The following is a 13,097-nucleotide window of genomic DNA, read 5'->3' as shown; positions in this document are numbered from 1 at the left end:
CCCAGAACAAAAATGGCCCGCGCTTCCGTCCCGACGCCGCGTGCTGCCCGGCGTTCGCGCCATGATCGATTTTCCGGCTACAGCGCTGAAGGCCCGGGTCTAACGCGCCGGCTCTGCGCCGACCTGCCAAGGCTGCAAGACATGTTGCTCCGCGCGCGTGACGGAGCCTCCAAGCAGGCAACCCACAGGCCGGCCGTCGGCGAAGCCGAGCCGCACCCGGATCTCGGACAACGACCCCATCGCCCGGCCCTGCATGATGGTGATCCGCGCGCTGTTGCGCTCGACCAGGCCGTTCCTGAGCAGTCCGAATGCGAGCGCCGCGGCGGCAATGCCGGTGGCAGCATCTTCCGGGTAGCCTGATGACTTCGGAAACTGTCGTGCCTCGAAGCGCCGTTCGCCCTGATGTTCGATGGCGTAGGGGTCAAGTCCGGTGGACCCGATCCTCCCGCAGCACGCCTCGATCTGCGCCGGGTCCGGCACCAGCTCATTGAGCTCGCGGACGCCCTTGATCGGGATGAGCGTCTTCACGCGCGACGTGACGGGGTTCTGCACCGGCATATCAAGCAGATCGCGGCGCGACAGCTTGAGCGTCGACAGAACGTCCTCCTCTTCGGCACGCGAGAGATCAACGACCTTGCCGACAGGCTGGCTGATCTCGACGGACGGTTCGCCCAGGTCCGCACGATCGACATAGCCCGTCACCGACCCGCTGCGTGTCTCGATGCGGACCTGTTCGCCCGGCAGGCGCCCCTTGGTCGCGAGGACCCAGAGCGCGCCGATGGTCGCGTGACCGCACATCTCCATCTCGTGTCGCGGAACCCAGAACCGGAAGACGTAGTCGGAGTCGCCGCTGGGAGCCGGCAGGACGAAGCCCGACTCATGCCCGAAGTGCCGGGCCACCGACTGCATCCCCTCGGCAGTCAGGTTCGATGCATCGATGACAATTGGACATGGGTTGCCGCCGCGCCCCGCGTGGGTGAACACGTTGACAAGCTCGACCTCGGTCATCGGATAGCTCACATCATGGAAGGTGGGACGGTGAAGGCGCGACGGCGGCGACGACGGCGATGGTATAGCTATTGCGGTGACATCTGAGAGAGCCGATTTGGCCGAGGGGCTCTGCGCGACTGAGGCGGCTCCCGCAGGTCGCAAAACAAAAATGGCCCGCGTGATGCGGGCCATTTTCGTGTCGGAACCGGTAAAGTCCGAATTTGGTTGCGGGGATAGGATTTGAACCTATGACCTTCAGGTTATGAGCCTGACGAGCTACCGGGCTGCTCCACCCCGCGTTAAACCATTGCGCGCCTTTGCCGAAATGCCGGGGACGATGAATGAGGGCCGGCGCTATTCGCGTGGCTTGCTCTCGCGTCCCAAAGGCTTCCTTGGAAGGCAACCCCGGGGCAAAGCCCCTCGGGTGCGAGGCGTATGTACCAACCCGGGCTGCCTTTGGAAAGGGCCGCGGGGACGTTTTTTTCGACTTTATGACAGTGAGTTGGGCCGATTTCCGGCCCGTTTGGTGCGCTCTTGCCAGAAGTTCCACAAAGGGCCAGCTTGCGGGCAATAAAACCGGGGGCAAACGTCGTTTTCAGGGGAGACCACCCATGGACCACACCTTGGACCGCCCCTTGGCGAGCGCGCCACTCCCGGCGCTGAAGGATGCCTTCGAGGCCATGGTCGCGCGGGCGCGCGCCGAGCCTGCACCTGACCTGGCCGAGCGGCTCGACCGGCTGGCTCGGCTGCGTGCCGTGGTCGCGGACAACGAAGAGCGTTTCCGGCAGGCGATCTCGGCCGATTTCGGCCACCGCTCGGCCGTCGAGACCAATATCGCCGAGACGATGTTGGTGTTCTCCGAGATCCGGCATGCGACCAAGCATTTGAAGAGCTGGATGGCGCCGCAGCGCGTGGCCACCGCGCTGCAATTCCTGCCCGCGCGCAACCGGCTGATCCCGCAGCCGCTCGGCGTCGTCGGCATCATCGCGCCCTGGAATTATCCGCTCCAGCTCACGCTTGCGCCCACGATCGGCGCGCTCGCCGCCGGCAACCGGGTCATCATCAAGCCGAGCGAGCTCACGCCGCACTTCTCGGCGCTGCTGAAGGAGACGGTGGCCGCGAAATTCGATGCCACCGAGCTATTGGTGACAGGCGTCGAGGACGAAATCGCAAAAGCCTTCGCACACCTCCCCTTCGACCATCTCGTCTTCACCGGATCGACCCGGGTCGGGCGGCTGGTCGCGGAGGCCGCCGGGCGCAATCTGACGCCCGTGACGCTCGAGCTTGGCGGCAAGTCGCCTGTTATCATCGACGCCTCTGCCGATCTCGAGGAGGCGGCCGAGCGTATCGCCTACGGAAAGCTGCTCAATGCCGGGCAGACCTGCATCGCACCGGACTATGTGCTGGTGCCCGAACGCTCCTTGCAGGCCTTCGCCGAAAAAGTGCGCGCGCAGATGCGGCGCATGTTCGGCACCGATCCCGCCAACAAGGACTACACCTCCGTCATCTCCGACCGGCACTATGCCCGGCTGGAAAATCTCGTCGCGGATGCCGCCCAGCGCGGTGCAAAGATCCTGCAACCGGCGAAGGCGGACGATCCGAACTGGAAAGCACACCGCAAATTCCCGCCGACGCTGATCGTCGGCGCGACCGAGGCGATGGCGGCGATGCAGGAGGAGATTTTCGGCCCAGTTCTACCGGTGCTGGGCTATCGCGATCCGGCGGAGGCGATCGCTTTCGTCAACGCCCGCGACCGGCCGCTCGCGCTCTACTGGTTCGGCAAGGATCGCGCCGCCCGCGACGAGGTGCTGTCGCGCACGATCTCTGGCGGCGTCACCGTCAACGACTGCCTGTTCCACTTCGCGCAAGCCAACCAGCCGATGGGCGGCGTCGGCGCGTCCGGCACCGGCGCCTATCACGGCGAATGGGGTTTTCGCACGTTCAGCAAACTGAAGCCGGTGTTTTATCGCTCCAAGTTCAACCGCCTCGCCGACCTCTATCCGCCCTATGGCGGCAAGATCGCGCGGCTGGAGAAGTTGATGCGGTTCATGTCGTAAAGGCGGTCGTTCCGGGGCGCGAAGCGAACCCGGAACCTCGAGATTCCGGGTTCGATGCTCCGCATCGCCCCGGAATGACAATGCAGGGGGAAAACACAAGTGACTGACACATTCGACTTCGTCGTCGTGGGCGCGGGCTCCGGCGGCTGCGCGGTGGCCGGGCGGCTGTCGGAGGATGCAGCGACATCCGTGGTGCTGCTCGATGCCGGCGGACGGAACGACAATTGGCGGATCACCACGCCATTCGGGCTCGCTTTGCCATACAGTGCGGCCAACTGGGCCTTCGATACCGTGCCGCAGAAGGGATTGAACGGCCGTATCGGCTATCAACCGCGCGGCAAAGGCCTCGGCGGCTCCTCGGCGATCAACGCCATGGTCTACATCCGCGGCCACAAATCGGACTACGACCACTGGGCCTCGCTCGGCAATGCCGGCTGGTCGTACGCCGACGTGCTGCCCTATTTCAAGCGCTCGGAGAACAATTCCGATTTCGACGGCGAGTATCACGGCAAGGGCGGCCCGCTGCATGTCAACAGACTGCGCTCGGACAATCCGATCCATGACGTCTTCCACCAGGCCGCGCGCGAAGCGCAGTTCCGCATCCGCGAGGACTTCAACGCCGAGGACCATGAAGGGCTCGGCAGCTACCAGGTGACGCAGCACCATGGCGAGCGCTGGAGCGCGGCGCGCGCCTATCTGCAGCCCCACATGGACAAGCGCGCGAATCTGCGCGTCGAGACGGGGGCGCAGGCCACGAAGATCCTGTTCGATAGCGGGCGCGCGGTCGGCATCGAATATGTGCAGGGCAAGCAGACAAAGCAGCTGCGTGCCCGCCGCGAGGTGATCCTCGCCGGCGGCGCCTTCCAGTCACCGCAGCTATTGATGCTGTCGGGCGTCGGCGACGGCGATGCGCTTCGTACGCACGGCCTCGGCGTCACGCATCATCTGCCGGGCGTCGGGCGCAATTTGCAGGACCATCCGGATTTCGTGTTCGTCTACGCCTCCGACTATCCGCACTTCGTTCACGCATCACTGGGACGGCTGCCATCCCTGCTCCGCGCGATCCAGCGGTACCGCCGGGAGCGACGCGGCCTGATGACCACCAATTTCGCCGAGTGTGGCGGCTTTCTCAAGACCAGGCCCGATCTCGCGGTGCCAGACATCCAGCTGCACTTCGTCATCGCGATGCTCGACGACCACGGCCGCAAGAAGCACAAGGAGGCGGGCTTCTCGTGCCATGTCTGCCTGCTCAGACCGAAGAGCCGCGGCAGCGTATGGCTGAAGAGCGCCGATCCGCTCGCTGCACCCATGATCGATCCGAACTTTCTGGGCGAGGCGGAAGATCTCGAGTCGATGGTCGCGGGATTCAAGACCACGCGGCGGCTGATGGAGACGCCTGCGCTGCGCGCGTTGCAGAAGAAAGACATGTTCACGTCGGATGTGAGAACGGACGACGACATCCGCGCCATCCTGCGCAATCGCGTCGACACCGTCTATCACCCCGTCGGCACCTGCAAGATGGGCACCGATGCGATGGCCGTGGTCGATCCGAAGCTGAAGGTGCACGGCATCGAAGGCTTGCGCGTCGTCGACGCCTCGATCATGCCGACGCTGATCGGCGGCAACACCAATGCGCCAACCATCATGATCGGGGAGAAGGCGGCGGATATGATCGGTGCGGAGATGCGGGCGAACTAAAGCATGATCCGGAAAAGTGCGCAGCGATTTTCCGAAAAGATCATGCTCAAACAACAACCTAAAGCGCGATGGCGATTCATCCCAATCTCATCGCGCTTTAGCGAACGGGACTTTTCGAGCGGCAACAGGCCGGGATAGACTGCTGATCCAGCCCGGAGACATCGATGCGCGCCGTAGCCCTGGAGCTTGCCTGACATGACGCGTGGACGACGGGTCGGACTTGCGGCGGCGATCGCGCTGGCGCTTTTCGCTGCCTATGAGGTGATATCGTCGTTCGTCGCCTTCACCGACGACGCCTATGTGCAGTCCGACCTGATCGCGCTCGCGCCTCAGGTGACGGGGCGCATCATTGCCGTGGACGTCGCCGACAATCAGGACGTCGCCGAGGGCGACCTGCTCGCCAGCATCGATCCGATACCTTTCCAGCTCGCCGTCGATCAGCGGCGCGCCGATCTTGCCGAGGCCCGCGCGCAGATCGCCTCCGATCAGCACCGCATCGCCTCGGCACGGGACGCGCTGGCGGCCGCGAGCTCGGCTGCGGATTTTGCGCGTGAGAACGAAAAGCGGCTGACGACCCTGGCCTCGGCCCAGGATGTGTCCCGCGTCGCGCTCGACCAGGCCAGCGATACGTTGCGACGGGCCGATGCAGCACGCGACGCTGCGCAGGAGTCGGTCGCGGCAACAGAAGCCACGCTGTCCATGCACCAGGCGACCGAAGCCCGCGCGGTCTCGGCACTCGCGCTCGCAGAGTGGCAGCTCGCCCGGACCAAGCTGGCGGCGCCGACCAGCGGCACGGTCACATCCCTCAGCCTGCGCGTCGGCGACACCGCACAGGCCGACGTGCCCCTGATCGGCATCGTCGATGCCCGAGCCTGGCGCATCGTCGCCAATTTCAAGGAGAGCTACATTCGCGGCTTCACCGTGGGCAGCACGGCCTGGGTATCGCTCGACTCGAATCCCTGGCATCTGCGGCGCGCCAGGGTGGCGGGAATCGCCCGTGGCATCAGCCGTGAAGCCGTCCCCAATCGGCTCCTGAACTATGTGGCGCCGACCACCGACTGGATCCGCCTCAAGCGCCGCTTCCCCGTGACACTGACATTGGTCGATCCACCGTCCGACCTGAAGCTCTATATGGGAGCCGACGCCAGGGTGGTCGTGCTGCCATGAGCGGAGCCGCCGCACGAGCGATCTCTGCATTGCGGCGGGAGTTGCTGGAGATCGATCTGGCCGGCTCACGCAGCCATCATTGCAGCCGGGTTGCACTCGCTGTCACGCTGGCTGTGGTCGTCGCGCTCGTGCTGCGGGTGGATGCACCATGGTGGGCGGCGATCAGTGCCTTCGTCTCTACCCAAGCGACAGCGCCTGCGTCCTTGCGACGCGGCGCCCTACGCATCGTCGGCACGGCGATCGGTGCCGCCGCAGGCTTGCTCCTGAGCCCGTGGCTGATCGAGGACCAGGTCGCGCTCAGCCTCGCGCTGTTCGTCGCGAGCAGCATCGGCGTGCTCGGCCTGCAAGTCAGCCTCCATGGTTATGCCTGGCTTCTTGGCGCCGTCACCTGCGACATGGTGCTGCTTGCAACGCTCGACGATCCGACCTCGGCGCTATCGGTTGCCTGCAACCGCACGGCCGAGGTGACGATCGGGACGCTCGCCGCCATTCTCGTCTCGCACCTGCTGTCGCCGCGCGAGGATCATGCGCCGCCGCGTCCGCAAGCACCCGGCTGGTCCGACCTCCTCGGCGCGCAATGGGCTTCGACCCAGCATGCCATGCATGCGGGGCTCGGCGTGATGCTGGTCCCACTGGCCTGGAGTTGGCTGCAATTGCCGAACTTCTCGCAGGCTGCGATCACAGTCGCGGCCGTGATGGCCGTGCCGGTGCTGTCCGACGACGATGCCGCAAATCGCGAAAGCATCACTGCGCGCGGCACGCATCGCATTCTCGGCTGCCTGATCGGCGGCCTCGCCGGCCTCGCGGTGCTGGTCGTTTCGTTCGAGAACTTCCTGCCCTGGCTTGCTGCGCTTGCCATCGGCGTCTGGATCGGCGCGCATGTGCAGGCGAGCGCGCGCGATATCGGCTATGTCGGCACGCAGGGCGCGGTCGTCTTCATCATGACGATGGTGCAGGGATCGGGGCCGCCGTCGAGCATCATTCCCGGCATCGACCGCCTCGCCGGCATCACCGGCGGATTGCTGATCGTCCAAATCGTGGCCATCCTGCTGGCCCCCTCGGCTGCACGCGTCGCCGCGCGCTAGCCTCAATTCAGCAGGAAGCCGCCATCCACGGTGATGACACTCCCCGTCATATACCGCGACGCCTGTGACGCCAGCAGCAGGATCGCGCCATCGAGATCGGACTCGGCGCCGACGCGGCGCTGCGGGATGCGTTTGGCCAATCGCTCACCCGCGGGCGTCGACCAGAAGGCGTGATTCATTTCGGTATCGATATAGCCGGGCGCCAGCGCGTTGATGCGGATGTTCTGGCCAGCGAGCTCCAGCGCCATCGCCCTGGTCGCCTGGAGGATGCCGGCCTTGGAGATCGCATAGGGCGACACCGCCTTCAGCACGCCGGTGCCGAGCACGGAAGCGATGTTGACGATGTTGCCTTCCTGCTTGCGCGCGATCATGCGGCGCGCGACTTCGATCGCGAGGAAATAAGCGCCTTTCAAATTGGCGCCGATCACGGCGTCCCAATCGGATTCGGTCTGTTCGGTCGCGAGCTTCTCGATGGCGATGCCGGCATTGTTGATCAGCACCGTGATCGGACCGAGCGCGGCTTCCGTGGCATCCACGGCCCTCGCGATCGATGACATGTCAGTGACGTCGAGCGCGATCGCGGCAGCTCGGCCGCCCTTGCCGCGGATCTCCTCCTCCAGGCTCTTCAGCTTGTCGGTCTGCCGCGCGGCGAGCGCGACGGCCGCGCCATGGGCCGCCAGAACCCGGGCAAATTGCCGCCCGAGCCCCTGGCTCGCGCCCGTCACAAGGATGGTTTCTTTACTGACGTCGAATAGGTCTGACATGATGCTTGCCTTGACGCTTGCCTTGAGCGTTTTCCCTGAGCTTTGGAGCCACCAATACAGACGATTTTAACGATCTGAAACCGGAATGATCGGTCCGGTGTTCATTCGTTCCATCGACGCTAGCGTTCCATCAAGGCAGGCCTGACGCTCATGAACAGTTTCGATCTCGCGGTCTATGCGGCGCTCGCCGTCGCGATCGGCTTCGGTTTCAGGACCGGCCTGCTCGGCAGCGCCATGACCATCCTCGCCTATCTCCTGGCCGCTCCCATCGCCGTCGGACTGATGCCGCTGATCGTGCCGCAGGTTGCGACCAATCCGAACGCGCCGCTGCTGCAAAACTGGATCTGGTTCTTCGGCATCTTCGTGGTCGTCGGCATGCTCCTTGGATATATCGGCCGCCTCGCGCTGAACGACACGATACGCGAAGCCGGGATCGGCGACCGGCTCGCCGGCGCCGCACTCGGCGCCGTCAGGGTCGGCCTCGTCGCCACCACGCTGGTGCTGGTGTTCGACCAGATCGTGCCGGCCAACCGCCAGCCGCCGTTCCTCGCCGGTTCGCATCTGCGGCCGCTGTTCTCGGCGGCCGGCAAGATGGGCTTCAAGACATTGCCGCCTGAGGCCGCCGCGGCGATCGACCGCCTCAAGCAGGAACGGCGCATCTAGCTTATTGTCTGGGCATGATCTTTTCGGAAAACCGCTGCACACTCTTCCGGATCATGCCCGCACATTTGCATCGCCGCGCGACCGCGCCATGCATTTTGACGCGGCCCCCTCCCTTATCAGCGGCGCCACGATTGGCTAGAGTGCGGCCCGTCCAAAACCTGCCTGACATTACGGGAGTGAAACAGTGGATCTTGGGATCAAAGGTCGCCGCGCCATCGTCTGCGCATCCAGCAAGGGCCTCGGCCGCGCCTGCGCCATCTCGCTGGCGGAAGCCGGCGTTGACGTCACGCTGACCGCACGCGGCGCCGAAGCCTTGAAGAAGACGGCCGACGACATCCGCAAGGCCTATCCGGGCGTGAAGGTCACCGAGATCGTCGGCGACATCACGACACCTGCCGGCCGCGAGGCCGTGCTGAAGGCCTGCCCCGAGCCGGATATCCTCATCAACAATGCCGGCGGCCCGCCGCCCGGCGATTTCCGCAACTGGACCCGCGACGACTGGATCAAGGCGATCGACGCCAACATGCTCACACCGATCGAGCTGATCAAGTCGACCGTTGACGGCATGATGGCGCGCAAGTTCGGCCGCATCGTCAACATCACCTCGGCGGCGGTGAAGGCGCCGATCGACATCCTTTGTCTTTCCAACGGCGCGCGCGCCGGCCTCACCGGCTTCATCGCCGGCCTGTCGCGCAAGACCGTGATCAACAACGTCACCATCAACGGCCTGTTGCCGGGCCCGTTCGAGACCGACCGCCTGACCGGCACCGCCAAGGCCGAGGCCGACAAGCGCGGCACGACGCCGGAGCAGATCCTGGCCGAGCGCGCCAAGCTCAACCCCGCCGGCCGCTTCGGCCAACCCGATGAGTTCGGCTATGCCTGCGCCTTCCTCTGCGGCGCCAAGGCCGGTTTCATCACGGGCCAGAACATTTTGCTCGACGGCGGCGCCTTCCCCGGAACGCTCTAGTGCCACCGATTTGAAGTTCCGGCGGTGTATGCCGCGAGTTCTGTCAGGAGCTTCAAATCGATAAGTGGCACTAGAATTTTTAACTTCTTTCTGGGGCCCGCTTTCCGAAGTTCGCGTTCGAGGTAGCAGCAATGGTTCACGAACTTCGGAAAGCGGGCCCCAGATGAGAGCAGTCTGGTACGAGCAAACGGGACCGGCGGCGGACGTTCTCACCTATGGTGAGATGGCGACGCCGGTCGCGGGCCCAGGCGAGGTTCGCATTCGCCTGGAGGCCTCCGGTGTCAATCCGGCCGATGTCGGCCGGCGCGACGGCAGCTATCGCACGATGGAATTTTCGCGCGTCATTCCGAACAGCGACGGCGCGGGTTTCGTCGACCAGATCGGCGACGGCGTAACGCGCTTCAAGGTCGGCGACCGGATCTGGCTGTTCAACGGCCAGCGCAACGGCCGCGCCTTCGGCACGGCGGCCGAATATATCGCGCTCGCCGGGCAGCTGGTGACGCCGCTGCCGGAACATCTTTCCTTTGCGGAAGGTGCAACGCTCGGCATCCCCGCGATGACTGCATGGTGCAGCCTGTTTGCGGATGGTCCGATCGTCGGCAAGACCGTGCTTGTCACCGGCGGCGCCGGCGCGGTTGGCCATTATGCCGTGCAGCTCGCCAAATGGGGCGGTGCGCAGGTGATCGCGACAGTCAGCTCGGCGACGAAGGGCGAGCAGGCCCGGCGCGCGGGCGCCGATCTCGTGGTCAATTACAGGGACGAGGACGTCGTTGCCAAGGCGATGGCGTTCACCGGCGGACGTGGCGTCGATCGCGTGGTCGATGTCGATTTCGGCGGCAACATCGCGACCACCTTGAAGCTGATGACGCTCAATTCGACGATCGCCGTCTACGCCACCAATGGCGACCGCACGCCCACGGTGCCGATGCGCGAACTGATGGAGAAGTGCATCACGCTGCGCACGCTGGTGCTGTTCGCGCTGCCGCCCGCGCTGCTCGCGGCGGCGCAGGCCGATATCACGAAATGGCTGGCGGCGGGACCGCGCATTCACAACGTCGCGGCGCAGTTCGCGCTGTCGGACACGGCGCAGGCGCATCTCGCCGTCGAGAAGGGCGACAAGCTCGGTACCGTGATCGTCGACTGCGCGCGGTGACGACTTAGGATACCGGCGTGGTCCGCTCGTCGGTCCAGTCGATGCCGAGCTCGTCCATGCCATCGGCGAGCAGATCGCCCAGCATCGGCTCGCCCAGCAGATATTGCACCGTTTCACGACGCGGGTTCTTGTATTCATCGCGGGCCTCGGCGGCGCGGGCACGCAGATCGTCCCATTCCTCCACTTCGCCATCGCCGCGGCCGAGCCACATCAGCGTGACGAGGTCGAGCTGCTCGTCCTCGTTCAGCGCGCGGATGAACCCGGACAGCTCGGCCGCGACCGGGTCGGAATTGGTGTCCTCGAGCACGTCGATCTCGTCATCATCAGAGGGATTGGAGCCCGAGTCAGGGTCGGACGCCGCCTCCTTGACGTCGAATTCGCGGGCCTTCTCGATGATGAAGGCGACCTTCTCGGCGGAAATGGCAAGCTCTGGCATCGTCGCTCTCTCTGGCTGTCTCGGGGTTCCCCCGATAACGCAACATCGCGACAGATGATCCATTGCGTTCGACGGCGGAAGGCCGCATCTTTCGCGAAAGCAAGAAAATTGGGATCGCCGCATGCCGTGGACCGTGGGCAAGGTCAAAATCACCAAGATCGTGGAAATGGAGACGGTCGGCTCGACCCGCTTCATCCTGCCGGCCGCGACCAATGACGAGATCCGGAAGCTGCCCTGGCTGATCCCGCATTTCGCCACCGAGGAGGGCCGGCTGAAAATGTCGATCCACTCGCTGGTGGTGGAGACGCCGACGCGCCGCATAGTGGTCGACACCGGCCTTGGCAACGACAAGCAGGGCCGCGGTGTCCCGGTCTGGAATAACCGCAGCACGCCGTTTCTGGAGACCATGACGGAAGCGGGCTTTCCGCCTGACAGCATCGACACTGTGCTGTGCACACATCTTCATGTCGACCATGTCGGCTGGAACACGAAGCTGGTCGATGGCAAATGGGTGCCGACTTTCGCCAACGCGCGCTACCTGTTCGGCAAGACCGAGTATGACTATTGGCGCGACTATACGGCCGAGCCGGACAAGATCGCGGTGTTCAACGATTCCGTGAAGCCGGTCGTCGATGCGGGCCTGGCCGAGTTGATCCCGAGCGATCACCGGCTCTGCGAGGAGATCAGCGTGATCCCGACCCCCGGCCACAGTCCCGGGCACATGAGCGTCCTGATCGAATCCGGCGGCGAACAAGGGTTGCTCAGCGGCGACGTCGCCCATCACCCCTGCCAGATGGCGCATCTCGATTGGTGCTCGGTCGTCGACACCGACACCGCCCAATCGGCGGCGAGCCGGCACAAGGTGTTCTCGCGCTTTGCCGATACCCCGACGCTGGTGATCGGCGGCCATTTCTCGGCCGGGCACATCAAGCGGGACGGGGACGCGTTCAGGTTTGTGGCGCTGCAATCGTAGGGTGGGCAAAGCCACCGGGTCGCGCGAATGCGCGCCCGATGACAGGCTCCGCGTGCCCACCATACTGGGCCATCAAAAAGAATTGGTGGGCACGGCGCTCCGCGCCTTTGCCCACCCTACAAAGGAAGGGCTGCAATGCGCCCCGTTTTGAGCGGTTGAATTTCCCGCCGCCCTGTTCCATGAAGCTATTTAACCGATCGGTCCATCTCCAGGGAGAAACGAGAATGAAGCTTGTTCGTTATGGCGAAAAGGGTGCGGAAAAGCCCGGCCTGATCGACAAATCCGGCCAATTGCGCGACCTGTCGGCGCATGTGAAGGACCTGACCGGCGAGGCCTATTCCCCTGATACCCTGAAGAAGCTGGCGGGCCTTGACCCGGCCTCCCTGCCCGCCGTCTCCGGCAAGCCGCGCTTCGGCGCGCCTGTCACCGGTATCTCGAAATTCGTCGCCATCGGCCTCAACTACAGCGACCACGCCAAGGAGACCGGCGCCGCGATCCCGACCGAGCCGATCATCTTCATGAAGGCCAACACCTCGCTGTCCGGCCCGAACGATGCGGTCGAGAAGCCGCGCGGCTCGACCAAGCTCGACTGGGAAGTCGAGATCGCCGCCATCATCGGCACCCGCGCCAAGTATGTCTCGGAAGCCGATGCGCTGAACTACGTCGCCGGCTATTGCGTCTGCAACGACGTCTCCGAGCGCCACTTCCAGACCGAGCGCCTGGGTCAGTGGACCAAGGGCAAGTCGCACGACACCTTCGGCCCGGTTGGGCCGTGGCTCGCGACCAAGGACGAGATCAAGGACGTGCAGAACCTGTCGATGTGGCTCGACGTCAACGGCCAGCGCCGCCAGACCGGCTCGACCCAGACCATGATCTTCTCCATGGCCAAATGCGTCTCCTACGTGTCGCAGTTCATGACCTTGCTGCCGGGCGACATCATCACCACCGGTACCCCGCCCGGCGTCGGTCTCGGCATGAAGCCGCCGACCTTCCTCAATGTCGGCGATGTCGTCACGCTCGGCATCGAAGGCCTCGGCGAGCAGCGCCAGGAGATCGTGGCGGCGTAAGTCTCCGCCCTCTCCCGTCATTGCGAGCGAAGCGAAGCAATCCAGAATCCCACCGCGGCGACACTCTGGATTGCTTC

12 protein-coding genes and 1 tRNA gene are annotated in these 13,097 nt (G+C 64.8%); 9 read left to right on the top strand and 4 right to left on the bottom strand.

Annotated features, from left to right (window positions below; genetic code table 11):
* Positions 1-99: 99 nt before the first annotated feature.
* Together AB7008_RS05120 and AB7008_RS05115 are read right to left on the bottom strand one after the other, a co-directional pair.
* Positions 100-1,008, bottom strand: a complete 909-nt coding sequence (locus AB7008_RS05120; RefSeq protein WP_441258552.1) for a PhzF family phenazine biosynthesis protein — start codon at positions 1,006-1,008, stop codon at positions 100-102.
* A gap of 204 nt (positions 1,009-1,212) precedes the next feature.
* Positions 1,213-1,289, bottom strand: a tRNA-Met gene (locus AB7008_RS05115).
* Positions 1,290-1,601: 312 nt separating this feature from the next.
* On the opposite strand from AB7008_RS05115, the gene AB7008_RS05110 reads away from it, so the two are divergent.
* The 4 genes from AB7008_RS05110 to AB7008_RS05095 all read left to right on the top strand — a co-directional run bounded on the left by AB7008_RS05110 (position 1,602) and on the right by AB7008_RS05095 (position 6,997).
* The gene (locus AB7008_RS05110; protein WP_441258551.1) at positions 1,602-3,047 is read left to right on the top strand and encodes a coniferyl aldehyde dehydrogenase; all 1,446 of its coding nucleotides are present in this window, start codon (positions 1,602-1,604) and stop codon (positions 3,045-3,047) included.
* Between the two features lie 99 nt (positions 3,048-3,146).
* On the top strand, positions 3,147-4,745 hold the full coding sequence (locus AB7008_RS05105) for a GMC family oxidoreductase (RefSeq protein ID WP_441258550.1): 1,599 nt from the start codon (positions 3,147-3,149) through the stop codon (positions 4,743-4,745).
* Positions 4,746-4,940: 195 nt separating this feature from the next.
* Positions 4,941-5,912 (top strand): HlyD family secretion protein, encoded by a 972-nt coding sequence (locus AB7008_RS05100; RefSeq protein ID WP_304492670.1) that lies wholly within the window; start codon positions 4,941-4,943, stop codon positions 5,910-5,912.
* Positions 5,909-6,997: an FUSC family protein gene (locus AB7008_RS05095; protein WP_248881295.1), complete on the top strand. Its 1,089-nt coding sequence runs from the start codon at positions 5,909-5,911 to the stop codon at positions 6,995-6,997. The genes AB7008_RS05100 and AB7008_RS05095 overlap by 4 nt, the downstream gene beginning before the upstream one ends.
* Before the next feature lie 2 nt (positions 6,998-6,999).
* Here AB7008_RS05095 and AB7008_RS05090 read toward each other — a convergent pair whose 3' ends face one another.
* A complete protein-coding gene (locus tag AB7008_RS05090) occupies positions 7,000-7,761 on the bottom strand; it encodes an SDR family oxidoreductase (protein WP_304492668.1) in 762 nt (253 codons plus the stop codon).
* A 150-nt stretch (positions 7,762-7,911) separates the two neighbouring features.
* On the opposite strand from AB7008_RS05090, the gene AB7008_RS05085 reads away from it, so the two are divergent.
* The 3 genes from AB7008_RS05085 (at position 7,912) to AB7008_RS05075 (ending at position 10,544) form a co-directional block, all read left to right on the top strand.
* Positions 7,912-8,424: a CvpA family protein gene (locus AB7008_RS05085; protein ID WP_304492667.1), complete on the top strand. Its 513-nt coding sequence runs from the start codon at positions 7,912-7,914 to the stop codon at positions 8,422-8,424.
* 184 nt (positions 8,425-8,608) lie between these two features.
* Positions 8,609-9,391, top strand: coding sequence for an SDR family oxidoreductase (locus tag AB7008_RS05080; protein WP_441258549.1), 783 nt, complete (start codon positions 8,609-8,611; stop codon positions 9,389-9,391).
* A 163-nt stretch (positions 9,392-9,554) separates the two neighbouring features.
* On the top strand, positions 9,555-10,544 hold the full coding sequence (locus tag AB7008_RS05075) for an NADPH:quinone reductase (protein WP_441258548.1): 990 nt from the start codon (positions 9,555-9,557) through the stop codon (positions 10,542-10,544).
* A 4-nt stretch (positions 10,545-10,548) separates the two neighbouring features.
* Here the strand turns inward: AB7008_RS05075 and AB7008_RS05070 are convergent, their stop codons facing one another.
* Positions 10,549-10,980: a DUF3775 domain-containing protein gene (locus AB7008_RS05070; RefSeq protein ID WP_041956346.1), complete on the bottom strand. Its 432-nt coding sequence runs from the start codon at positions 10,978-10,980 to the stop codon at positions 10,549-10,551.
* A 121-nt stretch (positions 10,981-11,101) separates the two neighbouring features.
* Between AB7008_RS05070 and AB7008_RS05065 the strand changes: the two genes are divergently transcribed.
* Entirely contained in the window at positions 11,102-11,953 is an 852-nt protein-coding gene (locus tag AB7008_RS05065) for an MBL fold metallo-hydrolase (RefSeq protein WP_304492665.1), read from the top strand.
* A 224-nt stretch (positions 11,954-12,177) separates the two neighbouring features.
* Entirely contained in the window at positions 12,178-13,020 is an 843-nt protein-coding gene (locus tag AB7008_RS05060) for a fumarylacetoacetate hydrolase family protein (protein ID WP_028157262.1), read from the top strand.
* Positions 13,021-13,097: the final 77 nt, after the last annotated feature.

The sequence above is a fragment of the Bradyrhizobium sp. 521_C7_N1_3 genome, from assembly GCF_052075975.1.
Lineage (GTDB): Bacteria > Pseudomonadota > Alphaproteobacteria > Rhizobiales > Xanthobacteraceae > Bradyrhizobium > Bradyrhizobium japonicum.
Note: the sequence above shows the minus strand (reverse complement) of the source record. Positions and strands in the feature narration are given on the sequence as shown.

Bases quoted from the DNA above. Each gene is read 5' to 3' on its own strand.
- AB7008_RS05120 (WP_441258552.1), bottom strand. From the start codon at position 1,008: ATGACCGAGGTCGAGCTTGTCAACGTGTTCACCCACGCGGGGCGCGGC.
- AB7008_RS05110 (WP_441258551.1), top strand. From the start codon at position 1,602: ATGGACCACACCTTGGACCGCCCCTTGGCGAGCGCGCCACTCCCGGCG.
- AB7008_RS05100 (WP_304492670.1), top strand. From the start codon at position 4,941: ATGACGCGTGGACGACGGGTCGGACTTGCGGCGGCGATCGCGCTGGCG.
- AB7008_RS05095 (WP_248881295.1), top strand. From the start codon at position 5,909: ATGAGCGGAGCCGCCGCACGAGCGATCTCTGCATTGCGGCGGGAGTTG.
- AB7008_RS05090 (WP_304492668.1), bottom strand. From the start codon at position 7,761: ATGTCAGACCTATTCGACGTCAGTAAAGAAACCATCCTTGTGACGGGC.
- AB7008_RS05085 (WP_304492667.1), top strand. From the start codon at position 7,912: ATGAACAGTTTCGATCTCGCGGTCTATGCGGCGCTCGCCGTCGCGATC.
- AB7008_RS05075 (WP_441258548.1), top strand. From the start codon at position 9,555: ATGAGAGCAGTCTGGTACGAGCAAACGGGACCGGCGGCGGACGTTCTC.
- AB7008_RS05070 (WP_041956346.1), bottom strand. From the start codon at position 10,980: ATGCCAGAGCTTGCCATTTCCGCCGAGAAGGTCGCCTTCATCATCGAG.
- AB7008_RS05065 (WP_304492665.1), top strand. From the start codon at position 11,102: ATGCCGTGGACCGTGGGCAAGGTCAAAATCACCAAGATCGTGGAAATG.
- AB7008_RS05060 (WP_028157262.1), top strand. From the start codon at position 12,178: ATGAAGCTTGTTCGTTATGGCGAAAAGGGTGCGGAAAAGCCCGGCCTG.